Raw genomic sequence first — 26727 nt, forward strand, 5'->3', positions numbered from 1 at the left:
CTCGGGGGGACACCGGGCGGGGCTGGGTGCCCGGTGGCGGGTTACTGGCCGGCGAAGGTGAAGGTGCTGCCGGGCTCCTTGAGGATGTCGCCGTCTCGGGAGTTGGTGATGGTGACGGTCGAGAGGTTGGCGTTGCCGCGGGCGCCGCCCATCGCGAGGATGCCGGAACCGTTGTTGGACTTGTCGATCTTGAGGTTGGTGAGGGCAACGTTCGGCATCTCGCCGCCGCCGGTCTTGAACTGGATCCCGTCGTACGTCGAGTCGTAGATCTCGGTGTCCCGGATGGTGACGCCGGGGATCGGGAGGTTCGACGGGAACAGCGTGATCGCGCCGAACTCCTGGTCCTCGTTCCAGAACGCCCCGCCGCAGCGGTACAGCGCGTTGTTGGCGATCGTCGTCGTACCGGAGAACGGCAGCGGGTCGTGATCGGTCGCCAGCATGATGCCGGGGTAGTTCATCGTGTCGTAGATCAGGTTGTTCTCGATCTTGTTGCCGTACCCGCCGTAGATCGCGATCCCGTTCGCCCGCCACGGCAGCTGGACGGTGTTGTTGGTGAACGTGTTGTCGTGGCCGATGTCGACCGCCTGATCCTTGACGTACTTGTTCGCCCAGACCGCGAGCGCGTCGTCGCCGGTGGTGCGGAAGGACGAGTTGAACACCTTCGAGTTCCGCGTCCCGTTGGTGAAGTTGATGCCGTCGGCGTAGGTGTCGCGGATCCGCATCCCGCTGAACTCGAGCCCGTCGGCCGGACCCCACAGCTCGGGGATGTTGTCGTAGTCGCGGCCGACCCAGACCCCGACGTTCGAGTGCTCGATCCAGACGTTACTGATCTTCGTACCGGTCCCGAACCGGCCGTTCAGCCCGACACCACCCTCGGCGTTCCCGTCACCGCCACGGATCCGCCCGGAGCCGAAGATCGCGATATCCGACAGCTGGACGTTCTTGTCAATGTCGAACCCGAAGTTGCCCTCGTGCGGATGGTTGATACCGCCCGCGTTCTGCGGCTCGATCGTCGAGTACAGCTGCGAGTACCACATCCCGGCTCCGCGGATCGTGGCGTTACTGATCCCGACCTGGTTGTACTGCCCGCGGTTGAGCGGGTCGTCGGTGAGGATCTTCTTCTCCTGCCGCCACTGCCCTTCCGGGATCCAGACGCAGCTGATCACGCCGTTCTGGTCGTCGGTCACGGCCCGCTGAATCGCGTCCGCATCGTCGATCCCGTCGTTCGGCACCGCGCCGTACTGCGTGATCGACGTGCATCCCGCGGGCTGGCTGATTGCCGGCGCGACCTGCTCGAGGTCGACCAGATCGATGATGTAGTACGACGCCGTGTCGCCGGAGTCCCGCTGCAGACGGAACTTCGTGCCGGCCGGGTACGACGTACCGAGCAGGGCGTGGGACTCGTCGAAGAGGCGGCGGGCGTCACCACCCGGCGTGTTCGTCAGCCCCTCGGGGGAATCGGTGCTGCCGTACAGCCAGCTGTTGTGCGACGACAGCGTGAGTTTCTGCTTGAAGGCGCCGTCGACGTACAGGCTGATCGTTGCCTGCAGCCCCTGTCCGTCGGCGGAGTCCGGGATCGAGTTGCGGACCACGACCGAGTTCGTCGGCACTGTCGATGTGAACTCGACGTACTGACCGCTCGAGTTCAGCCGGACCGACGCGCGGCCGGACGACTCGGTGGCGAAGTTCGTGTGCCCGAAGGTCCGCGTCGCGTCGGAAGTCAGCAGGGTCCCGGTGTAGTTACCGGCTTCGGCCTCGTACGACGTGTACGGTACGGCGGCACCGCGGCCGACCACGATCGACTTGGTGAACGTGTTGTTGGTTTCGTTGGTCTCGTCAACGGTATTGCCCGCATCCGCCGTGGCGGTGACGGTTGCGCCGCCGTTGGTCGCCGTCCAGGTGCCGCTGATCGCGACGTTGGCGGTGGTACCGGCCGCGATCGACGCGGTGCTCCCGTTGAGGGTGGTGCTGCCGACCACCAGTTTGGTCGTGCTGGCGGCGGAGGCCGACGTACCGCGGTTGTTGACGGTGACCGTGAAGGAGACCTGGGCGCCCGGCGCAGGGTTGGCCGGGTTGGTGGTGATGCCGGTGACCTGGAGGTCGGGTCCGGGGGCTTGGGCGATGGTCAGCTGGGTCGCTGCCTGGAGGGTGTTGTTGGTGTCGTTCTGCTCGACGACGGCGTTGGTCGGGTCGGCGATCGCGGCGACGGTGTAGTTGCCTTCGGCATGAGTTCCGGCATTGGCGGTGACGGTGGTGGAGGCACCGGCGGCGAGAGCACCGGCGTTCACGGTGCCGGCTGTGCTGCCGTTGAGCAGGAAGTTGAGGCTGCTGGCCGGGGCTGCTGCGGAGCCGTTGTTCTTGACGGTCGCGGACAGGGTGATCGGAGTCGACTCGGACGGGTTGGCGGGCGACCAGTCGACGGTCGTCACCACGAGGTCGGGGTTCGGTGCCGGCGTACCGAAGACCTGGAGCTCGGCGACCTGGCCGCCCGGGGCGCCGGTGTTACTGAAGACCTGCAGGCGAAGGTCGGCGTACCGGCCGGTGACCGGGATCGTGACGGTGTTCTGGTTCGCGGACGGATCGAACTGGTAGTCGGTCCGGGCGACGGCTGAGGTGAACGTGGTCGCGGACTGTTCACGGCCGAGGACCTCGATGCTCTGGGTGCGTGCGCCCCAGACCGAGTCCGGATTGAGCTTGACGACGAGCGAGCTGACGTCCGCGTTCGAGCCGAGCTTGACGGTCAGGGTCGACGGGAAACCGTTCGACTCCCAGTACGTGCCGACGTTGCCGTCGTTGGCGTTGGACGCGACGAAACCGAAGACCGAACTCGACGCCTCGATCGGCTTACCGGCGGCCAGATCGGTACCGGTCGGAGGTTCGACCGGCCCGCCACCAGGCCCAGCCAGTTCGAACTCCGACAGTTGCGCGGCCGGCCAGCCGGTGTTCGCGGTGAAGGTCAGCCGGACGTAGCGCACCGACGTGTTGCTGAAGTCGATCGTCACGACGTTGGTGCCACTGAAGTTGTACGCCGTACTGCTGACGATCGTGGTGAACGTCGAGCCGTTCGCGCTGCCCTGGACCGTGATGGTCTGGGTCCGCGCGCCCCAGGACGACGGGAGTTTGAGCGTCACCTGGTTGACGTCCTTGGTGGCGCCAAGGTCTGCCTGGAGCCACTGCGGGAAGGCGTTGTTGTTGCTCTCCCAGTAGGTGTTCGCGTTGCCGTCGCCGGCGTTGCCACTCGGATACGCGCCGAGTGAGCTGCTGGCGGTCAGGGTCTTGGTGAGGTCGGCGGCCATCGCGGTCGGGACGGACAGTAGGCCGGCTGCGATGAGCAGGGCGGCCAGTAAGAGCCGCAGAAGATTCTTCCGATGCATCGGGTGGTCCTCCATCGGGGGCGGTGGGAGGTCCCGCGCTACGGAAATTGCATGAGTCTGACGATTTCTTGCAGCGCGGGTACCCGAAGCTTGCAGCACCGGTAGCAGCACGTCAACACCTCGCCACTCACAGAAACACCCCGCCCTGGAGGTCCAGGACGGAGCGCTCAACCGCAAGCCTCAGGCGCGAAGGTTCAGGCGCGAAGGTTCAGGCGGGAAGGTTCAGGCGCGAAGGTTCAGGCGCGAAGGTTCAGGCGCGAAGGTTCAGGCGCGAAGGTTCAGGCGCGAAGGTTCAGGCGCGAAGGTTCAGGCGGGAAGGTTCAGGCGCGGAGGTTCAGGCGCGGCGTTGGGTGGCCCAGTCGCGGATCAGTTCGATCCGCTCCTTCAGTTGGACGGAGGAGGCGTGGGCAGCGGCCGGTCCGCCGAGTTTGCGGCGCAGGTCATTGTGGATCACCCCGTGCGGCTGGCCGGTGCGGTGGTGCCAGGCGGCGACCAGACCGTTCAGCTCGCGGCGAAGAAGCCCGATCTGCTCGTGCGTGGCCAGCTCGGTCGGCGTCGGGTCCTCACGGTCGCTCGTGGACCGCGAAGCCGTCTTCCGTGTGGCTAGCTTCTGCGCCGCCAGCGACTTCTGCTGACGTTTGTGCAGCAGCTCCCGCACCTGGTCCGGCTCCAGCAGACCCGGCAACCCGAGGAAGTCCAGCTCCTCGTCGGACGCGTTGTCGCCGCCGGTCCCGTAGTCACCGCCGTCGAACACCACCCGGTCGAAGCTCGCATCCGACCCGAGCGCCTCGAAGTTCCCCTCGAGCTCGTCGCTCGCGCTCTCGGTCTGGTTCGCCTGCTTCAGCAGGTCGTCCTCGAGCGCGAAAATATCGCCGTCTTCTCCTGCGTTCTTCCGGCCGAGGACGTGGTCCCGCTCGACCTCCATCTCGGCCGCGAACCCGAGCAGCCGGGTCACCGACGGCACGAACACCGACGCCGTCTCACCCCGCTTCCGGGCCCGCACGAACCGCCCGACCGCCTGCGCGAAGAACAGCGGCGTCGACGTCGGCGTCGCGTAGACCCCGACCGCGAGCCGCGGTACGTCGACGCCCTCGGACACCATCCGCACGGCGACCATCCACCGGGACTCGTCCTCGGAGAACTTCTGGATCTTCTTGCTCGCCGCCTTCTCGTCCGACAGCACGACCGTCGGCGACTCCCCGGTCAGCTCGCGCAGCGTCTTCGCGTACGCGCGGGCCGTGTTCTGGTCACCCGAGATCACCAGCGCGCCGGCGTCCGGCATATGCCGCCGTACCTCGGTCAGCCGCTTGTCCGCGGCCGCCAGCACCGCGCCCATCCACTCGCCCGCCGGGTCCAGCGCGGTCCGCAGCGCCTGGGCGGTCAGGTCCTTGGTGAGCGGCTCGCCCAGCCGCGCGGCGACCTCGTCACCGGCCTTGGTCCGCCAGCGCATCTCGCCCGAGTACGACATGAAGATCACCGGACGTACGACGTGATCCTCCAGGGCGCGCCCGTACCCGTAGGAGTAGTCGGCCCTGCTCCGGGCGACCCCGTCGTGGCCCTCTTCGTACGTCACGAACGGGATCGGGTTGTCGTCGCTGCGGAACGGCGTACCGGTCAGGCACAGGCGGCGGGCCGCGGGCTCGAATGCCTCGCGGACGCCGTCGCCCCAGCTGAGCGCGTCACCGCCGTGGTGCACCTCGTCCAGGATCACCAGGGTCTTGAACCGCTCGGTCCGGACCCGGAACGCCAGCGGGTTCACCGCGACCCCGGCGTACGTCACCGCGACGCCCTGGTAGTCCTTGTTCGTCTTCCCACGCCGCCCGGCGAACGCCGGGTCGATCGCGATCCCGGCCCGGTCGGCCGCGTCGGCCCACTGGACCTTGAGGTGCTCGGTCGGCGTCACCACGGTGATCCGCTCGATCTGCCGCCGGTGCAGCAGCTCGGCGGCCACGGTCAGCGCGAACGTCGTCTTACCGGCGCCCGGTGTCGCGACCGCCAGGAAGTCCCGCGGGTTGCTGTCGAGATAGATCTGGAGCGCCTCGGCCTGCCAGGCTCGCAGCTTGCTCGCTGTACCCCACGCTGCCCGGTCCGGATAGGCCGGTGGCAGGACAGCAGGGTTGGCCGGCACGTGCGAATCCACAGACAGCTACTCCCCCGAAGTCGACAGTGTGCCGGGCAGGAAGATTACCTGAGTTCTGTTACGAGATCAGATCCGCGGGCACCACGGTCACGTCGAACGGCCTCGACAACCGCGCCGCCGCGTCCCCGGTCACCTTCGCGACCTGCACGTATGCCCCGTCCTGCAATTCCCAAGCGATCAGACTCGGCGTGTCGGGTTCCACCACCCAGTACGCCGAACACCCGGCAGCCTCGTACCGCGAGAACTTGAGCATCACGTCAACGCGCCGCGTGCTCGGCGACAACACTTCGACCGCGAGCAGCGGCGGGCCGGGCAGGTCGCGCTCGCTGAAGGCGTCACGCGGAGCAACCAGCACATCCGGCTCTACCACAGTGTCTTCGGCGAGAACGACGTCGAGCGGGGCAAACAGCACCGCCAGGTCCGGCGGGCAGGCCGCGAACAGGGTCCGGTAAACCCCCGCGACCACGAACTGGTGGCGCGGCACCGGCGCCGGCGTCACGAGCAGCGCTCCGTCGATGAGCTCGTACCGGTGCCCGTCATTGGGCATCCGATCGAGATCGTCCCGTGTGAACGGTCTCATTGCCTGCCAGGGCACCGGAGGTTCGGTCGGGAGAGGTTCCACAGCACTCATAGTGCCTCCTTCGGTCGGTCATGTCAGAGAAGGTGCCGGGATCTGCCCCGGGTTGCCCCGGGAATCCCCCGGCTGTGGAAAAGTTCCGGATCGGCTGGTGACACGTCCTACACTCGGGGGTATGAGTACTCAGCTGACCCCCGGCGCGGAGACGGTTGTCGACGAGCGGACCCAGACGGCGCCGGCCGAGCCGGGCGATCACGAGCGGTTCTCGCACTATGTGCCGAAGGACAAGCTGACCGAGGCGATGGTGATGGGCACGCCGGTGGTCGCGCTGTGCGGCAAGGTGTGGGTTCCGAGCCGCGACCCGCAGCGTTTCCCGGTCTGCCCGGAGTGCAAGGAGATCTGGGACTCGCTGAACCCGGGTGACGACGCAGGCGGCGACGAGTAGGCCCGCGCCTTAGTTCTGGGTCGGGTCGTCCGGGTACGTCGCCAGGTACGCAATCTGGTCGTTCTGGCGGCGCAGGACCCGGCGCCACAGGGTGTCCGGGTCGTGTCCGAACACGTCCTCCGGCACCGACTCGACGACGTACCAGGCGCCCTCGGTGATCTCGCCCTCGAGCTGGCCGCTGGACCAGCCGGCGTACCCGGCGAAGATCCGCATCCGGGTGATCGCGCCTTCCAGCAGCACCGGCGGCACGTCGAGGTCGACCAGACCGATCCGCCCGAAGCACTCGCGCCAGCCGGGCGGGTCCGTGGCCTCGGCCACCTCGGCGACCGCGAGCGCGCTGTCGGTGCCGACCGGGCCGCCCATGAACAGCACACCGGGCTCGTCGACGGCCGACGACCAGTTCGGCAGCACCTGGCCGACGGACAGGTCCGCGGCGCGGTTCACAACCACCCCGAGCGCGCCGTCGTCGTCGTGATCCAGCAGCAGGATCACCGATCGGCGGAAGGGCGGTTCGTCGAGCAGCGGCGTCGCCACCAGCAGCGAACCGGTCAGGGTCGAGACCGTCATACCCCCATCATGGCGTACGACGGGCCACCCGGCTCGGACCGTACCTGGCCAGCCAGGCACCGAGCGCGACCCCGGCCACGTCGGCGAGCGTGTCGAACGGATCGCCGTCGCGCTGCGGCAGCAGCCAGTGCTGGACCAGTTCGCTGACCACCGCGTTCGCGACCAGTGCCCCGAGCAACCAGCGGGCCGGCAGCCCGATCTTCGTTCCGGTGAAGGCGACCGCCGCGAACAGGAAGCAGTGCGCGACCTTGTCGATCTGCGGGATCCCGATGTGCGGACCCGCTTCGCGCGGCGCGTAGACGCCGTACAGCTGCAACGCCACCGCGGCGACGAAGGCGATCCGCCAAGCCCAGACCCGCACCCGCGAACCTGTGCCGGCCGAAACCGTGTCAGTCACCGGGCCGGTCACAGCGAAGGGGAGTCGTCCGGGAAGCTCTCATGCGCGGGAGCCTTGCCACCGGCCGCATCGCGGACGGCGTGCGCCACCCTCGTGTGCACCTCCGGGTGGAAGACGCTCGGCACGATGTAGTCCGCGTTCAGCTCGTCGTCCGTGACGACACCGGCCAGCGCCTTCGCGGCCGCCAGCTCCATGTCGATCGACACCTTCGACGACTGCGCGTCGAGCAGACCGCGGAAGACCCCCGGGAAGACCAGCACGTTGTTGATCTGGTTCGGGAAGTCGCTGCGCCCGGTCGCCACCACGGCCGCGTGCTCGTGCGCCGCCGCCGGGTCGACCTCCGGGTCCGGGTTCGCGAGCGCGAAGACGATCGCGTCCTTGTTCATGGTGGCGATGTCGGCGCCGTTCAGGATGTTCGGCGCGGAGACGCCGATGAACACGTCCGCACCGCTGAGCGCACCCTTCAGGTCGCCGCTGTACTTCGCCGCGTTGGTGTTCTCCGCGATCCAGCGCAGCTCCGGCGACAGCCCTTCGCGTTCGGTGTGGATGACGCCGGCGATGTCGGCGACGATCGCGTCCTGCACGCCGGCCTTGAGCAGCAGCTTCAGGATCGCCGTACCGGCCGCACCCGCGCCGGACAGCACCACGCGGATCTCGCTGATGTCCTTGCCGACCACGCGCAGCGCGTTGAACAGCGCCGCCAGCACCACGACCGCCGTACCGTGCTGGTCGTCGTGGAACACCGGGATGTCGAGCTCCTCGCGCAGCCGGGCCTCGATCTCGAAGCAGCGCGGCGCGGAGATGTCCTCGAGGTTGATCCCCGCGAAGCCAGGGGCGATCGCCTTGACGACGGCGATGATCTCCTCGGTGTCCTGGGTGTCCAGGCACAGCGGCCAGGCGTCGATCCCGGCGAACCGCTTGAACAGCGCGGCCTTGCCCTCCATCACCGGCAGCGCGGCCTTCGGGCCGATGTTGCCGAGGCCGAGTACGGCGGAACCGTCGGTGACGACCGCGACGCTGTTGCGCTTGATCGTCAGCCGGCGCGCGTCGTCGGGGTTGGCCGCGATCGCCAGGCAGACCCGCGCGACACCCGGCGTGTAGATCATCGACAGGTCGTCGCGGTTGCGGATCGGGTGCTTGGCCTCCATCGAGATCTTGCCACCGAGGTGCATCAGGAACGTCCGGTCCGAGACCCGGCCGATCTCGACGCCCGGTACGGCGCGCATCGCCTCGACCAGGCGGCCGGCGTGCTCGGTGTCGGCCGCGGCGCAAGTGACGTCGATCCGCAGCCGCTCGTGGCCGGACGCGGTCACGTCGAGCGCGGTGACCAGACCGCCGGCCTGCTCGACCGCGGTCGTCAGCTTGCTCACCGTCGAGCCACCCGCGGGCACCTCGAGGCGAACGGTGATGGAGTACGAAACACTCGGCAAGGCAGTCACGCGGGTGATCCTCTCATGTCACTGGTAATGCCCGGAGGTTCCGTAAGTAAAGTGCACGGCAGACCCCTGGGTAATCCATTACTCGACCGGTTACTGTTCCGTCAGGAAGGGAGCCAGAGTGCCGACTGTCAGCGACGTGGCCGCGCGCGCCGGGGTGTCGACGGCGACCGTGTCGCGGGCGCTGAACGGCAAGCCGACGGTCGACCCGGACCTCGCCGCACGGGTACGGCAGGCGGCCGACGAGCTCGGGTACCAGCCGAACGGTCCGGCGCGGAACCTGCGCCGCCAGGAGGCCGCGGTCGTCGCGCTGATCATCTCGGACGTGGAGAACCCGTTCTTCACCGCGATCGCGCGCGGGGTGGAGGATGTCGCGCACGAGGTCGGGTACTCGGTCGTGCTCTGCAACTCCGACGAGAGCGTGGAGAAGGAGAACCGCTACCTCGACATCGCCATCCAGGAACGGGTCGCGGGCGTCATCCTGTCCCCGAGCGGCCCGACGTCCACGGTCGCGAAACTGGCGTCGCGCGGTACGGCGTACGTCGCGGTGGACCGTCCGTTGCCGGGACAGGACAGTGACGTCGTCCTGGTCGACACCCGGCTCGCCGCCCGCGAGGCGACCACGCATTTGGTTGCCCAAGGCTACGAACGGATCGGCTGCATCACCGGACCCGCAGGCGTCCGCACCGCCGACGATCGGCTGGCCGGGTACCGGGACGCACTCAGGGCGGCCCGTCGCCGTACGCCGAAACTCGTCAGGCGGACCGAGTACAAGGCCGCGGGCGCCCATCGCGCGGCCCTCGATCTGCTCGCCCAGCCCGAACCACCGGATGCACTGCTGATCGCGAACAGCGCGATGGCAGTCGGTGTCCTGCAAGCCCTGCAGGAGCGCGGTGTGCGCGCCGGGCGGGACGTCGGCCTCGTTACGTTCGACGATGCGCCGTGGGCCGCGTTGGTCGACCCGCCGCTGTCCGTGGTCGCGCAACCGGCGTACGAGATCGGCGCCGCCGCCGCCCGCCTCCTCCTCGCGCGCATCGCCGACGCCACGCGCCCCCCGACCGCGACCACCCTCGGCGCCCGCCTGATCAAACGCGCCAGCTCCCGTCGCCACTAGCGCCCCCAAACCGGTTTGGGGACGCAAACAGCCCGATTTGGGTGGGGAATCCTCCCCAAACCGGTTTGGGGACGCGACACCCCGCTACCGGCGGGCGAATCTCCCCAAACCGGTTTGGGGAGGCAGACTGCCCGACTTGGGCGGGCAAACCTCCCCGAACTGGTTTGGGGCGGATTGAGTGGGGCCTCAGCCGGTCGGGTTTTCCTCGGCGTAGATCTTCGCGGCGTTGGAGGCATCGATCAGCCGGGTCGGCAGCGTCTGGGTCTTCTCGATGGTGCCGCAGTCGACCAGGATCTTCTTCGCGGCGGCGATCGCTTCCTTGCCGTTCGTCGGGTACGTGAAGGTGGCCGACAGGCGGCCCTGCTCGACGGCCTTGATGCCGCCGGACGGGATCGGCAGCGCGTCGATGCCGGTGAACTTCATCTCCTTCTCGCGGCCGACCGCCTTCGCGGCCAGGTACGCGCCCTCGGCCATCGGGTCGTTGTGCGAGTACACGACGTCGATCTTCGGGTTCGCCTTCAGCAGCGCGTCCATCTGCGCCTGCCCCTTCTCCCGCAGCCAGTCACCGCTCGCGCTCGCGATCACCTTGACCTTCGGGTTGCCCTTGATCCCCTCGACGAACCCCTCGTGCCGCTCGGCCTGCGGTGTCGCGCCGGCGAGCCCCTTGAGCTCCACGACATTCCCACCGGAGGGCAGCAGCTTCTCGGCGATGTACTTCCCGGCCTCGCGACCGATCTGCACGTTGTCGCCGCCGATGAACCCGGTGTACGCGTCGCCCTCGACCTTCCGGTCCAGCACGATCACCGGGATGCCCTTGTCGTAAGCCTTCTTCACCACCGCGGTGAGCGGTTTCGCCTCGTTCGGGCTGATGATCAGCAGGTCGATCTGCTGGGTGATGTAGTTCTCCACGTCCGCGACCTGCTTGGCGTTGTCCTGCGCCGCGTCGGCGAACTTCACGTCGAACTGCGGCACCTCCTTGGCGGCCGCCAAGATGTCGTCGTCCATCCGCTGCCGGTACGGCTCGGCGACGTTCGCCTGGCTCATCCCGATCGTGTACTTGCCATCAGCCCCTTTACAGGACTTGGACGACCCCGGCGACGCACCGCTCGAGGTCCGTTCGCTGGTCGTCCCGCAACCGGCCAGCACGAGTGCGGCAACAGCGGCGGCGGCCAGGGGAATTCGTACAGAACGCATGACGGAGCCTTCCTTACGAGGTGGGGCGGAGTCGCTGCAGCGCGGCGGCGGCAACGATCACCAGTCCCTTGATCAGGAGCTGGATGTTGGAGTCGATGTTGTTCAGGGCAAGGATGTTGTTCAGTACGCCGAGCAGCAGCGCACCCGCCACGGTCCCGGCCACCGAACCGCGACCGCCCGCCAGGCTGGTGCCGCCGATCACCACCGCGGCGATCGCGTCGAGCTCGTAGCCGATGCCGTCGTTCGGGCTGCCCTGGTTGAGCTGGACGGCGTGCACGATGCCGGCCAGCGACGCGAGCAACCCGCAGATCGCGAACACCGCGATCTTGACCCTGACCACGGGTACGCCGGACAGCCGCGCGGCCTTCTCGTTGCCGCCGACGGCGTACAGGTGCCGGGAGAACGCGCTGATCCGGAGGAACACCACCGCGGCGATCGCGACCACCGCGAAGATGATCACCGGGATCGGCACCAGGCCGCCGAAGGTACGTTCACCGAGTAGCGCGAACGACGTCGGAGCCTCCTTCGGCCCGTCGCCGTACGCGATCGCGACGCCCTGCCCGCCGGACCAGATCCGCGCCAGGCCGCGCGCTATCTGCAGGCCCGCGAGCGTGACGATGAACGACTGGATCCCGATCATCGCGGTCGCAACGCCTTGCAGGGCACCGAAGACCAGGCCGATCGCCAGCACCAGCACGACCGACGGCAGGAAGCCCCAGTCGTTCTCGACCATCAGGACGGCCGACCCGACCGCGGCGAGCCCGAGCACCGCGCCGACCGACAGGTCGATCCCGCCGATCAGGATCACGAACGTCATCCCGACCGCGATGATCCCGATCTCGGACACCGCCCGGACCACGTTCGCCAGGTTGTCCGCGCTGACGAAGAGGATCGCGCCGTCCTTGCGCGGCGAGAAGATGATCGCCGCGACGAAGACCGCGATCAGCCCGAACACACTCTGGAACCGGAACAGCGTCGCGACCACGGATACCTTCTCCGTCGGCACGACCTTGTCCTGTACGTCGGTCACTACACTCCTCCGACCTCGTCGAACACTGCGCCCTGACCCATCGCGGCAGCCAGCAGATCGCCCTCGCCCGAGTCCGCCGTACTGAACGCGGCGACGTCGCGGCCGTCCCGCAGTACGACGACGCGGTCGCAGACCCCCACCAGTTCGGGAAGCTCGGAGGAGGCGAGCAGTACGCCGAGACCCTGCGCCGCGAGTTCACCGAGCAATCGGTAGATCTCGGCCTTCGCCCCGACGTCGACGCCGCGTGTCGGCTCGTCGAGGAGCAGCAGCTTGGGCTCGGTGAGCAGCATCCGGCCGAACACGACCTTCTGCTGGTTCCCGCCGGACAACGTGCCGACCTCGTCCTGCAGGCGGCCGAACTTCAGCCGCAGCCGATCGGCCATCCTGGTTGACGCCGCACGCTCCATCCGGCGGGCGATCACCCCCAGACGGCCGTACGCCGGGAGACTCGAGACGACCGTGTTCGCGAGGATCGAGTGGAAGAGCACGAGCCCCGACGCGCGCCGGTCCTCCGGGACGAATCCGATGCCCTGGGCAAGCGCCTGACGTGGTCCCCGTGGCTGGATCGCCTTTCCTTGCAGGAGAATCCGGCCGGTGCGGGTGCCGCCGGGCGCGACGCCGTACAGGGTCTCGAGGAGTTCGGTGCGGCCCGCGCCGAGCAGGCCGGCGAGACCGACGATCTCGCCGGAGCGGACGGTCAGCGAGACGCCGTCGGGATCGCGGCGACCTGGTCGCGGGCGGCGGGGCTTGAGAGTGAGGTTCTCGACGCGGAGCAGTTCGTCACCCGTGTCGGAGTCTGGCGTGGTGAACATCGTCTGCACCGGGCGTCCGACCATTGCCTCGACCACTTCCGCCGTACTGAGTTTGCGCGGGTCGAAGCTGGTGACGATCCTGCCGTTGCGGAGGACGGTCGCGCGGTCGGCGACCTGGGCGATCTCCTCCATCCGGTGCGAGATGTAGACGATGCCGACGCCGCTCTGCCGGAGTTCGCGGATCACGTCGAACAGTCGCTCGACCTCGGAGCTGGTGAGCGCGGAGGTCGGCTCGTCCATGATCAGCACGCGGGCGTCGAGCGAGATCGCCTTCGCGATCGTGACGAGTTGCTGCTCGCCGACGCGGAGCTCACCGACGGGCCGGCGCGGGTCGAGGCTGACACCGCTGCGGTCGAGGAGTTCGCGGGCCTCGCGTTCCATCCGGCGGCGGTCGACCGTGCGCAACGTCGTACGGAGCTCGCGGCCGAGGAAGATGTTGTCCGCGACCGACAGGCCGGGGACCAGGTCGAGTTCCTGGTGGATCATCGCGATCCCCGCAGCCTGTGCGTCGGTCGGGCCGCTGAACCGCACCGGGGCGCCGTTGATCGCGATGCTGCCCGCGTACTCGGTGACGTCGCCGGACAGGATCTTCATCAGCGTGCTCTTGCCGGCGCCGTTCTCGCCGAGCAGCGCATGTACCTCACCGGCGCCGAGCACGAAGTCCACCTCGTGACACGCCTGCACCCCGCCGTACCGCTTCCCGATCGCAGCCATCCTGACGAGGTCGGCCATCACATCTCCGATCGGGCGAGTAATCGATTTCCCGGACGCTAGACCGCGCCCCTCCGACCCGTCAACCCCTCACCACTCCAACAGCCGGAACCGTGACCCAGCTTCCGCGTCGAACCGGCATCGCGGGAGCCCTTCGATCTGAGTGGAAGGGTTCGGCGGACCGCCGGCACTCATCAACGGCCCCGCTCGACGCGCGACGCCGTCCACCTGAGCGTGAGCTCCCGTGGACGAGGTCGGTTAGTGAGTGTTGGCGGACCGCCAGGCCATCACAATTGACGAGTGAGCGCGCTTCCCCGCCTGACGAGCCGAGAACTCGTCGATTGTGATGGCGTGGCGGTCCGCCCTACTCGTCCAGCCAGGCTCTGACGGACTCGTTGTGTTCGCCGAGGCGCGGCGGGGGGAGGTTGGTCTCGCGGGCGCCGGCGTGGGGGTTGTCGTCGAAGCGGAGCGGTGGGCCGGGGAGCTGGATGGTGCCGAGGGTCGGGTGTTCGACGTCGATCAGCAGGCCTTGTGAGCGGGTCTGCTCCCACTCGTACACCTGCTGGAAGTCGCGGACCTTCCCGGCCGGAATCCCCTTCTCCGCAAGGCGTTCCAGCCACACGTCGGCCGGCGCACCGGCGAACGCGGCCTCGATCGCCGCGGTCAGCTCGTCCCGATGCGCCACCCTGGCCGAGTTGGCCGCGAACCGTTCCTCCAAGGGATCCAGGCCGACGACCGGGGCGAACAGCCGCCACAGCCCTTCGCTGCCGACGGCGACCTGGACGATGTCGTCCTGGGTGCGATAGAGCCCGTACGGCGCGATCTGCGCGTGGTGGTTGCCGACGCGGACCGGGAGCTCGTGCGCGACCGTCCACTTCGTGCCGTGGAACGCGTGCACGCCGACGACCGACGCGAGCAGGCTGGTCCGGACGACCCGGCCCTTGCCGGTGATCGATCGCTCGTGCAGCGCGGCGAGGGTGCCGTACGCGCCGTACATCCCGGCCAGCAGGTCCGCGATCGGGGCGCCGACCTTCGTCGGCTCGGTCTCGCCGGTGATGCTCATCAGGCCGCCCTCGCCCTGGGCGATCTGGTCGTACCCGGCGCGGCCGCCCTCGGGACCGTCGTGCCCGAACCCGGTGATCGACAGGATCACCAGGCCGGGGTTGAGTTCGTGCAGTCGTTCGGTGGAGAAGCCGAGGCGGTCGAGGACGCCGGGGCGGAAGTTCTCCATCAGTACGTCGGCCTTGCGGACCAGTTTGGTCAGGAATTCCTTGCCCTCGTCGGACTTCAGGTCGGCGGTCACCGACTCCTTGTTCCGGTTCGCCGACAGGTAGTACGTCGACTCGCCGTCGACGAACGGCGGACCCCAGCCGCGGCTGTCGTCGCCGCCGTTCGGCGTCTCGACCTTGATCACCCGCGCCCCGAGATCGCCCAGCATCATCGCCGCATGCGGCCCGGCCAGCGCGCGGGTCAGGTCCACGACCACGACATCGGAGAGAAGGTTCTGCACGAGGTCGAGCGTAGGCGAGTCCGTCGCGGCGGGCCGTGACGCGACTCTCAGGCGGTGACCTTGCGGGCCTACAGACTGGTGGGGTGGGTTTGCGAACGGCACAGCGAGGCGAGGCGGTGGGTGACGTCGCGGGGGCGTTCCTGCATCAGCATGTGGCCGGCGCCGGGGTAGATCCAGAGGCGGGCGGTCGGGAGTTGAGCGGCGATCCGGTTCGCGTGCCGCGGTGGAAGGAGGCGGTCGCGGGTCCCGTGCATGATCTCCACCGGCAACTCGGCTAGCACCTTCAGCGCGTGGCCCCGGTCGTGCTCCAGCATCGTCTCGAAGAACCCGCCGTACGACGCCCCGGGCACCACAGCCAGATCCGCTATGAACAGGTCGACCTCGGCCGGGTCCGGTTTCTTGCCGAACACCACCCGCCGCAACGCCGGCCGCTGCAGACTCGCGGCAAGCCGCGCCGCCCGACGCGCCAATCCGGCCGCGCCGGCTTCGGGGGTGATTCCAGCCGCGGCGTGGCGGCGGGTGCGGGCCTCGGCGTGGCGGTCGGCTCTCTTGCCGACTCGGTTCAGCACGCGGGGGGCGATGCGGGCGGCTGCGGGGTCGAAGCGCTCGGGGATTCCGAGGGCTCCTTCGGTGAGGTGGCCGGAGGTGGTGCTGACCAGGGCGGCTGCGCGGATGCGGGAACCGAACAGCTCCGGGTATTGCTCGGCGGCAGCCATCAAGGTCATGCCGCCCATCGAGTGCCCGCCGTACACGACCGGTCCGTCGCCGACGACCTCGTCGAGCACAGTCACCAGGTCATCGGCCAGCTGATCGAGCCGCGTCGTACCGGCAGGCGCCGCATCCGACCGACCATGTCCGCGGTGGTCGTACGTGACGACCCGCACCGCGTCCGGCCCGAGGATCTGCGGCAGACCCTCCACCTGGTTGTGCCAGGAGCGCGTCGAGCAAGTCCACCCGTGTACCAGCAGCACCGTCACCGGCGCGTTGGCCGGCCCGGCCACCTCGACGTTCAGCCGTACTCCGTCCGCGGTAGTCACCCCGGACCGCTCCAACTGGATCGTCACGCAGTCTCCCGTTCCCGTTCGCCGGTGGCCAAGTGAGCCGCCCGCATCCGTCCGCCGCGGGCACCGCGCCCGACCAGCCAGGCGATCCCGATCACCTCGAGCAACCCGACGACCGCGAGTAGCACGTAGCCGGCGTTCCACATCCATCGTGGCACGTCGGTCCGTTCCTCGCGGCGCAGCGTCTGCTGCTCGTTCACGAACTCGACGGTCTGCCCGTTCGACACCTGGATCGCGGGCTTCCCGATCGCAAGATCCTCCGGCGCGTACACCCAACTGGCGACCAGGTCCCGCGGCCCCTGGTGCAGCCGGATCATCGACTTCCACTTCCCGTACATCGGCAGCGGGTCCGCCGACCGATACGTGCCGTCGGCAACCTTCTCCATCGGGTGGAACACCAGCCCGCCGCCCTGCCAGGCAAGGGCCTCGAACCACCGCGCACCGTCGGCCGCATCGGTCGGCGACAGGGTGATCGTGACGTACGCCGTCGGCTCGGCCCCCGTGGCCATCCGCTCCAACGACACGACCCCCGACACGCCTGCGTCCGCCGTTCGCGGTACGCAGAAGAACACCGTCGCGACGACCGCCACGAGTCCGACTGCACCCAGTTGATGGGTACGCCGGACCGCGATCGGCCGGATGTGCTTGATCCCGATCGCGCGCTCCTCGCCGGCCACCTCGGCGTACCGGGTCGCGAGCCACGCCCCGACCAGGCCGGCGCCGACTCCGACGATCACGCCGTACCCGATCGCGGACGGCAGCATCGACGACGGCCACGCGATCGGCATCCAGACGTGGCTCCACGCGTACTCCGCGACCACGCCGACCGTCCCGATCAGCAGACCGGACACGGCGCCCAGCCGGAAGCGGTTCTTGTTGCCGAGGGCAAACGCCACGATCTCGACCAGCAGCGCCTCGACGACCAGCAACGGGAAGTGCCCGACGATCTCGCCGAGCGGCTCGGCCACCGCCCACGCGATCCCGCCGCGGATCACCAGGTACACGGCCAGCGCGGCGAACGTCGTCCCCGGACCGCGGCGCGCCCGCAGGATCGTGAACGCCATCGCGGACCCGAACACGATCAGTAGCGGCTGCAGGATCAGCGGGAACTGCGGTACGCCGTAGTTGAACTCGGTGCTGAACAGGTCCCACGCGATCAGCAGCGCGCCGACCGACACGATCTCCTGGAGCAGGCGGCGCTTGTTCACGCCCATCAACTGCTCGACCTCGGCGATCGCCAGCAGCCGCGCGAAGATCGAGAACACCACGCCGCCGATCATCAGCAGGTGGGTCGGCCCCCAGAGCGTGACGTCCTCGCCGAACAGCCGGTGCCAGACGTCGTCGAGCGGGAACCCGACCAGCGCGAACGTGCCGCAGACCGTGATCAGCGCCGCGCTGCACGGGATCCGCCAGCCCTTCGTCAGCTTGATCGTGCGGGCCGGGAGCGGCTTGCGCGCGAGGGCGATCGGCAGCACGCCGGAGACGATCACGCCGAGGATGCCGAAGAAGATCGGGTAGTGCGCCGGCGTCCCGAACGGACCGGTGTCGCGGCCCTTGTCGATGTGCACCGCGATGTCCCACCAGACCCCGAACGCGCAGGCGAGCAGCGAGACGGCGTGCAGGTACGGCGTGAGCGCGGCCCATCGGGGGACTCCGTCCAGTCTCCCGATGGTGTCCGCGAACCTGCCTACCAGCGTGACGTGGCCGGTGCGCTCGCGCCACAGCAGCACGGCGAGTGCGACGTACAGCAGCCCGACCACGCCGGTGACGATGGCGATCTGGTCGAACGTCGCCGTACCGGTGGTCGCCAGCGGGATCGCCATCTGGTGCTCCTTCGTCCGGCTGCGTGATTCAGGCGCGACAGAAGGCATGCGCCATGAGTGATGTTACATCAGCTATGTAACGTGAAGTCTGGAAGACTGTCAAGGGTGGATGCACAGGACGAGGAGCTCACCGTCGACCAGCTCGCCGCCAAGGTGGGCATGACGGTGCGGAACGTACGCGCGTACGCCGGGCGCGGCCTGATCCCGCCGCCGCGGCTGGCCGGCCGTACCGGGTACTACGGCCCGGACCACGTGGCCCGGCTGACGCTGGTCCGCGAGCTGCTCGCCAAGGGGTACACGCTGGCCGCGGTCGAGCGGATGATGGGCGAACTGCCCGACGGCGCGATGGCGCTCGGCGTCTTCGAGACCCTGGTGAACCCCTGGACACCGGTCGAGCCCGAGGTGCTCGACGAGTTCCAGCTGGCCGAGCGGGCCGGCGTACCGCATGACCCCGAGGTGATCGCGCGGCTGGTCGAGCTCGGGATCGCCGAGCGGCTCGACGACGGCAGGCTCCGGATCGCGAACTCGGACCTGCTGCGCGCCGGCCTCGAGGTGATCAAGCTCGGTGTCCCGATGCAGGCGATCTTCGAGATGCTGCCGAAGCTGTTCGCACAGGCCGACGCGGTTGCCAAGACGTACGTCGAACTGTTCCGCTCGACCGTCTGGCGCGACTTCACCAACGCCGGCATGCCTACGGAGGGCTGGCCGGAGATCCAGCGGACGCTGGAGGGCATCATCCCGCTGGCCGGGCAGGCGCTGGTCGCGGCGTTCCGGGAGGCGATGGCCCGCGAGATCGAGGTCGTCGCCTACGAGGAACTAGGGCTCAACCCGAAAGACCTGCCCTCCGCGGGCTAACTGTGATTGGTGAGCCAGGCGAACCTTCGGCGGGCATATGTCGTCATACCGGTGAAGTCCCCGGCGCCGCAACAGATTCACCTTTCCTACGGGCAAAAACTGTCCATGGGCCCCGGTAGCGTCCCTTAGTGAACCCGGAGTCGAAGGCCGGGGGCGGTTAGGGACTCGGATAGGTAATCCTCCGCATGTGTGAACCACCCCTGGTGCGGCACCGTATAGCTACCACAACGGACCACGAGACAGGAGGACGACGATGCGCCAGATCCAGATCCGCCGGCGGCCGCGCACCACGACGACTCGCCGTCAGACCAAGACCTACGACCTCCGGACCCCGTCCGGTCGTCCGCTGCCCTTCTGATCCCGAACCCGTCCAGTCCCCCGAAAGCCCTGCGACCATGAAACTCCGACTGCATGTCCACCACGTCCGCTCCGGCGGCTGGTGTGCCGACATCGATGACGACAACGACCGGCAGCCGGACGACCCGTACTGGTGCGTCGACGCGTGGCCGACCCTCGAGGCCGCCCTCGCCGCCGGCTGCGCCCGCCTCGCCGAACTGACCCGCACTACCGACCTGTCCCGCGTCAGCGGCTACTACGAACCGGCCCTGGCCGCCTGAACCACTGAGCCAACGGGGACGGGAGGCCCGGCGAACCGCAGGGGGTTTGCCGGGCCTCACCTTTTCAGCCCGCCAGCACCCCCACATCCCGACGTACCGCGTGGCAACCCAGCGGCTACTCCGGCCGGCGCGGTACTGCGACGCCGCCACTCTCTGCTTCACGGCCGCGGTCTGCTGCGGCGCGACAGGCGCGGCCAGCGGTTCAGGCCTGCTGGTTGGTGTGGTCGTTGTGGCTGGCCTCGTCGGGCAGTCTTTGGGGCAGGTCGCCGAGGTCGGAGATCCAGCCGTCCTCGTCGTCCTCGTCCGGGAGGGTCGCTTCGTTGCGGCGGGCGATCCGGAGGAAGGCGATGATCAGCAGGATCGGGCCGAGCACCATCGCGGTCTCGGGGATCCCACCCATGTGCAGTGCGATCATCTGGGCGATCATCTGGGCGATCATGACGCTGTCACCAAGGCGATTCCGCCGGCTGTGAAGGCGACCATCGCGGCCAGCATCGGGTACTGCGCGCTGCGCAGCTGCCGGCGCCGGAACAGGTCGGCAGCGCGATCGTGCGCGGACACGACCCCAAGTACGTGTCCGAGCACGATCGCGCCGATCTGGACCCCCGCGATCAGACCGGTTCCGAGGAACGCGTAGTCGATCCGCGTCCCGCTCGTTCCGAGTAGGTCCCAGCCGCGCCCGAACGGGTCGCTCGCGAGCAGCCAGCCCTCCTGGCCCTGGAACATCGCGAACGAGAAGTAGTGCGCGACGGCGTACCCGATCGCGATCGGCACCAGCGAATGCACGAACGCGCCCGGCAGCCCAGCGGCCCCGACCGCCCCCGGCCGGATCTGCGCCGCGCCGGTCGTCCGCGCGGCGAGCAGGAACAGGGTCGTGACGATCGCGACCGCGGCGATCAACCCCAGCGTGTAAACGAGGATGTGGTCGAGCCCACCCGTCAGCCGGGTCCACGCCGACCAGCGGGAGATTCCGTCGAAGGCCGTCGATCCGAGCAGCAAACACAGCAGTCCGACGATCCCCGACTGTTGCGGCGTCGTCGCCAGTCCGGCGAGTGGGTTCCGTAGTTCGAGCCGGCCTCGCGCGCCGCGGCCGAGCGGGCTCAGTCGGCCGAGCGTCTCGGCGTACACCTCGAAGCTGTCCCCGATCGCGAACCAGGACGGGCCGTACACGATGCCGGCGGCAACATTCACGACGGCGTACGTCGTGGTGAAGATCGCGACCACGCGCGGGTCGGAGCCTTCCGGGTACACCAGTTCGAGCCAGAGGAAGCCGGCCAGACCAGCCACGGCGGGCCAGTACGCGATCCCGTTCGGGAGCCGCCGGTACGACGTACGCCGTACCAGGCCTGCGATCGTCCGCAACGGGTTCGCGAGCCGCCAGATCGGTCCGCAGAGCAGCGAGAGCGGGATGATGCCGACCCAGATCCACACGTACAGCCAAGTTGGTGCGGGGTTCAGGGACGGTTCGTGGCTGCCGAACCACGCGGCGCCGAGCAGAAACGCTAGCGCTGCTAACCCGGCCAGTTTCAGTACGGCGCGCGTCGCCGGGTGGTCGACGATCCGGGTCAGGACCTCGAGCGGACGGCCGACGGTCCTCTCGAAGCGCGGGCGCGACCAGAACGCGGCGAGCGCGAAGAACGACACCGCGACCGCGGCGCCGGCGGAGTAGATCGCCAGCCACAACGGCACCGGCAGGTCCCCTCGACCGCCGATCCCATGCAGTGGCAGCACCGCGCAACTCCGATCAATCGGGCTATCCGACCGATTGAATGTAACACGCTCGATGTCACATAGCGAGAGTCTGATATTCGGTGGGATCGAAGCGCCGGGTGAGCTGCCGGAACCGGAACGTGAACGACGGCCAGAGCGTCGTGTTGCGTCCCTCCGAGTCCAGGTACCAGCTGGTGCAGCCGCCGCGGGCCCAGATCGTGTTCCGCATCGACGAGCGGACCCCGTCGACGAACGCGCGCTGCACGTCCCGCCGTACCTCGACCTCCCGCAGGCCCTGGGCGTCCATGGTCTTCAGCGCGTCCAGGATGTACGCGATCTGGGACTCGATCATGAACACCATCGAGCTGTGCCCGAGGCCGGTGTTCGGGCCGATCAGCATGAAGAAGTTCGGGAAGCCGGCGATCGCCGTACCGAGATGGGCCTCCATGCCGTCGGCCCAGGCCTCGCGCAACGAGACGCCGTCGCGGCCGTGCACCATGTCCATCACCGGCAGGTCGGTGACCCTGAAGCCGGTGCCGTACACAATCGTGTCGACCTCGTGCTTCACACCCTCGGTCGTGACGATGCCGGTCGGCGTCACCTCGGCGATCCCGTCGGTAACCACCTCGACGTTCGGCCGCGCGAGCGCCGGATAGTAGTCGTCGGAGATCAGCACGCGCTTGCAGCCGAGGGTGAAGTCCGGCGTCAGCTTCGCCCGCAACAGCGGGTCGCGGACCTGCTGCGCCAGGTGCTTCTCGGCGACCTTCTGCACCTGCTTCATGATCGCGGGCAGCTTCGCGAACCCGAGCACCATCGACTCGCGACCCCAGTAGATCCCGGCCCGGACAGCCTTCTGCACCAGCGGGAACCGCCGGTAGACCGCCTTCTCCGCCGCGGAGATCTTGCGGTCGGGCCGCGGCATCACCCACGGCGGCGTCCGCTGGAACAGGTGCAGTTCCTCGACCTCGGGCTGGATCGCCGGCACGAACTGGATCGCCGACGCACCGGTCCCGATGACGGCGACCTTGCGGCCGCTGAGGTTCAGGTCGTGGTTCCAGCGCGCGGAGTGGAAGACCTCACCCTCGAAGTCCTCGATCCCGGGAAGTTTCGGGTACGACGGTTCCGCCAGCGGACCCATTCCGGACAGCAGGATGTCCGCGGTGAACGTCTGCTGGTTCGTGGTGATCTGCCAGGTGCCGTCGACCCAGCGCGCGGATTCGACCGTGTTGCCGAAGCGGATGTGCGAGCGGACGCCGTACGACTCGGTGACGTTCCGCAGGTAGTCCTCGATCTCCGGCTGCGGCGAGAACGTCGACGACCAGTCGGGATTCGGGGCGAACGAGAACGAGTACAGGTGCGACGGCACGTCACACCGGCAGCCCGGGTACGTGTTGTCCCGCCAGGTGCCGCCGACATCCTCGGCGCGTTCCAGTACGACGAAGTCGTCGTACCCGGCCTGCTTCAGCCGGACCGACATCCCGATGCCCGCGAACCCGGTGCCGATCACCACGATCCGATGCCGCTCGCCCATGAGGTTCTCCGCCCGTCGTCGTCGGAAGCTACCCGGCCGGAGTTGCTCGGCCAGGAGTTGTCCGGCCGGAAGTTACTCGGTCGGAACTTACTCGTAGTAAGTTACTCGGAGTCAGTTAGACTGCGCAAGTGACCTCGACCACGGTTCCCCAGGGCCCGCCGAAGCGCCGACGCGACCGGGCCGCGCGGGAACGGGAGATCCTCGAGGCGGCCGAGCGGATCTTCGGCGAGCGCGGGTACCAGGGCACATCGATGGACGACGTCGCCGCACAGGTCGGGGTCTCGAAGCCGCTGATCTACCAGTACTACGGCTCGAAGGACGGCCTGTTCCTCGCCTGCCTCGCCCGGCTCCGCGGCCAGTTGCTGGACACCGTCGCCGACGCGGTGATGGCCGCGCCGGACGCAGAGGACGCCCTGTACGCCGGATTCCTGGCCTGGTTCCGTTTCCTCGACGAGCACCCGCAGGCATGGTCCGTCCTGGTCGACGAGGGCATGCTGAGCGCCGGCCCGGCCGCGGAAGCCACGGACGAGGTACGCGCGGCTTTCATCGAACTGATCGCCACGATGGTCCGGATGAACCTCCCGGCCGGTCGCACCGCCGACGACGACGAGGTCCAGATCGTTGCCCAGAGCATCTCCGGCGCCACCGAACGCCTGGCCATCTGGCGCACCCGCAGCGTCACACCACCCACCCCCGAGAAGGTCGCCCGTACCCTCCAAGACCTTCTCTGGCAGGGCCTCCACACCCTCAAGACCACCTGATGCACGTCGAGTCCTACCCCGAAGGCGCCGTACCGCAGGCCCTCCGCCGCCAGATCCACGCGTTGCAAGACGAAGCCTGGCCGCCTTCTGGCACACCCACGACCGGCGCTCCGCCTGATAACAGTCTTGTCCACGACCCCGAACTCCAGCCGCTCTCGATGATGCTCCTCGACGATGGCGTGGTCGTCGCCGCACTGGACATCCTGCGCAAGCCGCTGCACCACGCCGGAAACACCTTCCAGGCAGGCGGACTCAGTACCGTCGTCACCCGCGCGGACCTCCGCGGCCACGGCTACGGCCACCACCTGATCACCGCCGCCCGCACCGCAATGATCGACCTCCACCTGGATCTAGGCATCTTCACTTGCGACCGCGCCCTCCAGCCGTTCTACGAATCAGCCGGCTGGCAAGCCCTCCCCGGCACGGTCCTGATCGGCGGCACTCCCGACGCCCCGTTCCCCAGCGACCAACCCGGCTTCGACAAAGTCACTCTCGCCGCCTTCTTCACCCCGGCCGCGCGCGGGGCCGCCTCGACGTTCCACCACACCCGCATCCCGCTCCATCCAGGAGACATCGACAGGCTCTGGTAACCGCCCATCTCATCTAGGACCTGTCTGGGCCCGCCGCGAACCGTCGCCGACGTACGCTCCTCGCCCTCAGCCGACATCTGGTGGGAGGCAGTGTCGGATCGGGTCTGAGGTCGTCGTAGTAGTGGTGAGGGCGCCGACGAAGCGCCCACCAAACCAGGGGAGAACAGAAATGACCGCCAGTTACACCTTCGACATCTTCTCCAGCTTCGACGGCTACTCGAATAGCCAGTCGTTCGGTGGCTACTTCGGAAAGCAGGGTCCGGAGTTTCTCGAGCACCGCTTCAACCAGTTCGGCGAGGAGCAGCGGCTGGTCCTCGGGGCCAACACCTTCCGAGGGATGGCGGCAATGCTCGCCTCCACCTCCGAGTGGCCCGACGCGCTCGACCCGTGGGTCACCCGGATGCACAACCTGCCGACGACAGTGGTGTCGAACACCCTGCAAGGACCACTCGACTGGCCGGACGCCACCGTCCTCACTGGCGACCCAGTCGAGGCCATCGCCCAACTCAAGAAACAATCAGACGTCCCGCTGCGCTCCCACGGCAGCCTGACCCTGAACCGCGCACTCCTGGCCGCCGGCCTAGTCGACCGAATCCAGGTAACTCTCTTCCCCGTAATCACGGGAAAGGGCGGCCTCGGCCGGATCTTCGAGGACGCAGCCGAACTCGACCTAGAACTGATCGAAACCCACACCCTCGACACCCACACCCAAGAACTCATCTACCACCCCACCCTCCACCCCTGACTCCCCCGAACCGCGCTCACTCGACCCCGTCGACAGGCGCCCATACCCAGCCCTCCCGCCAACAGCCGTCACCCACGACGCCCCAAAGCTCAACCCCGAGACATCCCACACCGCCCTTGGCTGGCGACGGCAGGAGGGGGCAGGGGCAACCGGGGGCGGAAGCAGTCGGCGGCAACAGTCGGTGGCAACAGTCGGTGGCGGCAGGAGGACGAGGAGGAGGCGGCGGCGGCCAGCGGCGGTCTGCGGTGGTCGGGCAACGAGCCGCATCATCCGCCTCCGGGCGTGGCCAACTCGAGCGCACCCCCACCGCAGGACGTCACACATCCGAGCCCCACAGACCACCCGAGGCCACGCCGAAGAACCCGGACTGCGCTCCCAACCAGCTGACCACCTTCCAGAACGCGCCGTCCTCCCGCGCCGCCTCGTGCAGCCGCAAGCCACCGGCGGCTCGAGACAAACCGGGCACTCCACCGCACAAGCGGGAGCCGCACCGCACGAGCGGGGCCGCACCGTACAGCGGGGCTGCGCCTCACGAGCGGGGCTCTGCGGTACTTGCTTGCGGCAATCGTTGGCGCGGATCGGGGGCCGCTGTGGCTGAGCTGACCCTGGCAGTCTCGCCCTGCAGTCCGAGCGGTGGACTGTCCCAGACCCCACACCCGCAGCTTCGCCCGACGATCGGCCGACGTACTGTCCCCAGACCGCCAGGTACATCACGTCGGGCAGCGCCGCCACCCCGTCCCGCGCATCCGACCGAAGGGCCCGGCCCGGGAGTCGCTCAGCGCCCGCCTCAAGTGCGGAGACCTCGCCGCCGCCCGGTCCGCCGCAGCACCTCCCCGGCCACGCGCACCGCACTCCCCAGGCACGGCACATCCCGAGCACCGCACATCCCCAGAACCCGTACGCCGCACGCTCCGGACCGCGCGCCGGGGCTGACGGTCGGTGCCGAGGATGGTGCAGCCGTTGGGATCAGATTGTGGCGAAGGATGGTGGGCCGGTGCCGGAGTCGTTCGTGGCGCTCTCACCCCACACCGCGAACCGGGCTGCTTCCGCACGCGTCGATTCGTCGCAGTGCCAGCGGCTGGGTTTCACATCCGGTGCGCTGGCCGACGGCGCAAGCTCCGGCGGTTCCGCTGCAGGCACGTCTGTCTCACCCCACGGATCGACTGCTGGGGCAGAGGCTTCGGGCCTTGAGCTACCGGCACAGGTGAGTCCCCCGTCCGGCGGCTCCGGCGCAGGCCCGACTGCCTCGTCCCACGGATCCACTGCGGGGATTGAGGTTTGGGGCCTGGAGCTCGCGGCGCGCGTGAGTCCGCCGTCGCCTGGGGCTGGGGGCGTGGGGCGCTCGCCCGGCGGCTCGTGTGCCCGCGATGCGGTCTCTGGCGGCTCCGGTGCGGGCGCGGGTGTCTCACCCCACGGATCGGCTGCTGGAGTCGAGGTTTCGGGCCTTGAGCTCCCGGCGCGCGTGAGTCCGCCGTCGCCTGGGGCTGGGGGCGTGGGGCGCTCGCCCGGCGGCTCGTGTGCCCGCGATGCGGTGTCCGGCGGCTCCGGTGCGGGCACGGGTGTCTCACCCCACGGATCGGCTGCTGGAGTCGAGGTTTCGGGCCTTGAGCTCCCGGCACGGGTGAGTCCGCGGTCCGGTGGGGCTGGGGGCGTGGGGTGCTCGCCCGGGGGCTGGTGTGCCGGGGGTGTGTTGTCTGGTGGTGTGTGGCGGCGGCGGGGTGGTGGGT

At 68.8% G+C, this 26727-nt stretch carries 23 protein-coding genes; 7 read left to right on the top strand and 16 right to left on the bottom strand.

Features of this window, described 5'->3' with window-relative positions; translation table 11 throughout:
* Positions 1-41 precede the first annotated feature (41 nt).
* The 3 genes from ACWF0M_RS35925 to ACWF0M_RS35935 all read right to left on the bottom strand — a co-directional run bounded on the left by ACWF0M_RS35925 (position 42) and on the right by ACWF0M_RS35935 (position 6094).
* Positions 42-3374 (bottom strand): CARDB domain-containing protein, encoded by a 3333-nt coding sequence (locus ACWF0M_RS35925; protein WP_452240222.1) that lies wholly within the window; start codon positions 3372-3374, stop codon positions 42-44.
* A 334-nt stretch (positions 3375-3708) separates the two neighbouring features.
* Positions 3709-5514, bottom strand: coding sequence for a DEAD/DEAH box helicase (locus ACWF0M_RS35930; protein WP_452240223.1), 1806 nt, complete (start codon positions 5512-5514; stop codon positions 3709-3711).
* Positions 5515-5572: 58 nt separating this feature from the next.
* Positions 5573-6094, bottom strand: coding sequence for a Uma2 family endonuclease (locus ACWF0M_RS35935; RefSeq protein ID WP_452240224.1), 522 nt, complete (start codon positions 6092-6094; stop codon positions 5573-5575).
* Between the two features lie 172 nt (positions 6095-6266).
* Between ACWF0M_RS35935 and ACWF0M_RS35940 the strand changes: the two genes are divergently transcribed.
* A complete protein-coding gene (locus tag ACWF0M_RS35940) occupies positions 6267-6536 on the top strand; it encodes a DUF3039 domain-containing protein (protein ID WP_452240225.1) in 270 nt (89 codons plus the stop codon).
* Between the two features lie 9 nt (positions 6537-6545).
* On the opposite strand, the gene ACWF0M_RS35945 is transcribed toward ACWF0M_RS35940, so the two are convergent.
* From ACWF0M_RS35945 to ACWF0M_RS35955, 3 genes are read right to left on the bottom strand one after another with little or no spacing between them, the layout of a single operon-like run.
* A complete protein-coding gene (locus tag ACWF0M_RS35945; RefSeq protein ID WP_452240226.1) occupies positions 6546-7103 on the bottom strand; it encodes a YqgE/AlgH family protein in 558 nt (185 codons plus the stop codon).
* A gap of 7 nt (positions 7104-7110) precedes the next feature.
* On the bottom strand, positions 7111-7500 hold the full coding sequence (locus ACWF0M_RS35950) for a VanZ family protein (RefSeq protein WP_452240227.1): 390 nt from the start codon (positions 7498-7500) through the stop codon (positions 7111-7113).
* 8 nt (positions 7501-7508) lie between these two features.
* Positions 7509-8939 (bottom strand): malic enzyme-like NAD(P)-binding protein, encoded by a 1431-nt coding sequence (locus ACWF0M_RS35955; RefSeq protein ID WP_452240228.1) that lies wholly within the window; start codon positions 8937-8939, stop codon positions 7509-7511.
* A gap of 118 nt (positions 8940-9057) precedes the next feature.
* On the opposite strand from ACWF0M_RS35955, the gene ACWF0M_RS35960 reads away from it, so the two are divergent.
* A complete protein-coding gene (locus tag ACWF0M_RS35960; RefSeq protein WP_452240229.1) occupies positions 9058-10050 on the top strand; it encodes a LacI family DNA-binding transcriptional regulator in 993 nt (330 codons plus the stop codon).
* Between the two features lie 186 nt (positions 10051-10236).
* Here ACWF0M_RS35960 and ACWF0M_RS35965 read toward each other — a convergent pair whose 3' ends face one another.
* The 6 genes from ACWF0M_RS35965 to ACWF0M_RS35990 form a co-directional block, all read right to left on the bottom strand.
* Positions 10237-11244, bottom strand: a complete 1008-nt coding sequence (locus ACWF0M_RS35965) for a substrate-binding domain-containing protein (protein ID WP_452240230.1) — start codon at positions 11242-11244, stop codon at positions 10237-10239.
* Positions 11245-11257: 13 nt separating this feature from the next.
* Positions 11258-12274, bottom strand: a complete 1017-nt coding sequence (locus ACWF0M_RS35970) for an ABC transporter permease (protein WP_452240231.1) — start codon at positions 12272-12274, stop codon at positions 11258-11260.
* Positions 12274-13818, bottom strand: a complete 1545-nt coding sequence (locus tag ACWF0M_RS35975; protein WP_452240232.1) for a sugar ABC transporter ATP-binding protein — start codon at positions 13816-13818, stop codon at positions 12274-12276. Before ACWF0M_RS35975 ends, ACWF0M_RS35970 begins: the two co-directional genes overlap by 1 nt.
* 343 nt (positions 13819-14161) lie before the next feature.
* A complete protein-coding gene (locus tag ACWF0M_RS35980) occupies positions 14162-15307 on the bottom strand; it encodes a CaiB/BaiF CoA transferase family protein (protein ID WP_452240233.1) in 1146 nt (381 codons plus the stop codon).
* 68 nt (positions 15308-15375) lie between these two features.
* On the bottom strand, positions 15376-16371 hold the full coding sequence (locus ACWF0M_RS35985; protein WP_452240234.1) for an alpha/beta fold hydrolase: 996 nt from the start codon (positions 16369-16371) through the stop codon (positions 15376-15378).
* Positions 16368-18191: a hypothetical protein gene (locus ACWF0M_RS35990; RefSeq protein ID WP_452240235.1), complete on the bottom strand. Its 1824-nt coding sequence runs from the start codon at positions 18189-18191 to the stop codon at positions 16368-16370. The genes ACWF0M_RS35985 and ACWF0M_RS35990 overlap by 4 nt, the downstream gene beginning before the upstream one ends.
* Before the next feature lie 105 nt (positions 18192-18296).
* On the opposite strand from ACWF0M_RS35990, the gene ACWF0M_RS35995 reads away from it, so the two are divergent.
* Together ACWF0M_RS35995 and ACWF0M_RS36000 are read left to right on the top strand one after the other, a co-directional pair.
* Positions 18297-19046 carry a MerR family transcriptional regulator gene (locus ACWF0M_RS35995; protein ID WP_452240236.1) on the top strand — a complete coding sequence of 250 codons (750 nt, stop codon included), beginning with the start codon at positions 18297-18299 and terminating at the stop codon, positions 19044-19046.
* Between the two features lie 395 nt (positions 19047-19441).
* Positions 19442-19663, top strand: coding sequence for a hypothetical protein (locus ACWF0M_RS36000; protein ID WP_452240237.1), 222 nt, complete (start codon positions 19442-19444; stop codon positions 19661-19663).
* A 202-nt stretch (positions 19664-19865) separates the two neighbouring features.
* On the opposite strand, the gene ACWF0M_RS36005 is transcribed toward ACWF0M_RS36000, so the two are convergent.
* Genes ACWF0M_RS36005 through ACWF0M_RS36015 form a run of 3 tightly spaced genes read right to left on the bottom strand, consistent with a single transcriptional unit; the run spans position 19866 to position 22904 of the window.
* Positions 19866-20102: a hypothetical protein gene (locus tag ACWF0M_RS36005; RefSeq protein WP_452240238.1), complete on the bottom strand. Its 237-nt coding sequence runs from the start codon at positions 20100-20102 to the stop codon at positions 19866-19868.
* The gene (locus ACWF0M_RS36010; protein WP_452240239.1) at positions 20099-21394 is read right to left on the bottom strand and encodes a hypothetical protein; all 1296 of its coding nucleotides are present in this window, start codon (positions 21392-21394) and stop codon (positions 20099-20101) included. Before ACWF0M_RS36010 ends, ACWF0M_RS36005 begins: the two co-directional genes overlap by 4 nt.
* Before the next feature lie 55 nt (positions 21395-21449).
* Positions 21450-22904 (bottom strand): flavin-containing monooxygenase, encoded by a 1455-nt coding sequence (locus ACWF0M_RS36015; protein ID WP_452240240.1) that lies wholly within the window; start codon positions 22902-22904, stop codon positions 21450-21452.
* 128 nt (positions 22905-23032) lie between these two features.
* Here ACWF0M_RS36015 and ACWF0M_RS36020 point away from each other — a divergent pair, with 128 nt between their 5' ends.
* The 3 genes from ACWF0M_RS36020 to ACWF0M_RS36030 all read left to right on the top strand — a co-directional run bounded on the left by ACWF0M_RS36020 (position 23033) and on the right by ACWF0M_RS36030 (position 25000).
* Positions 23033-23665 carry a TetR/AcrR family transcriptional regulator gene (locus tag ACWF0M_RS36020; protein ID WP_452240241.1) on the top strand — a complete coding sequence of 211 codons (633 nt, stop codon included), beginning with the start codon at positions 23033-23035 and terminating at the stop codon, positions 23663-23665.
* The gene (locus ACWF0M_RS36025; protein ID WP_452240242.1) at positions 23665-24255 is read left to right on the top strand and encodes a GNAT family N-acetyltransferase; all 591 of its coding nucleotides are present in this window, start codon (positions 23665-23667) and stop codon (positions 24253-24255) included. Before ACWF0M_RS36020 ends, ACWF0M_RS36025 begins: the two co-directional genes overlap by 1 nt.
* A gap of 169 nt (positions 24256-24424) precedes the next feature.
* Positions 24425-25000, top strand: coding sequence for a dihydrofolate reductase family protein (locus tag ACWF0M_RS36030; RefSeq protein ID WP_452240243.1), 576 nt, complete (start codon positions 24425-24427; stop codon positions 24998-25000).
* Positions 25001-25316: 316 nt separating this feature from the next.
* Here ACWF0M_RS36030 and ACWF0M_RS36035 read toward each other — a convergent pair whose 3' ends face one another.
* On the bottom strand, positions 25317-25457 hold the full coding sequence (locus tag ACWF0M_RS36035; protein WP_452240244.1) for a hypothetical protein: 141 nt from the start codon (positions 25455-25457) through the stop codon (positions 25317-25319).
* Between the last annotated feature and the right edge of the window lie 1270 nt (positions 25458-26727).

This window comes from Kribbella sp. NPDC055110, assembly GCF_053607525.1.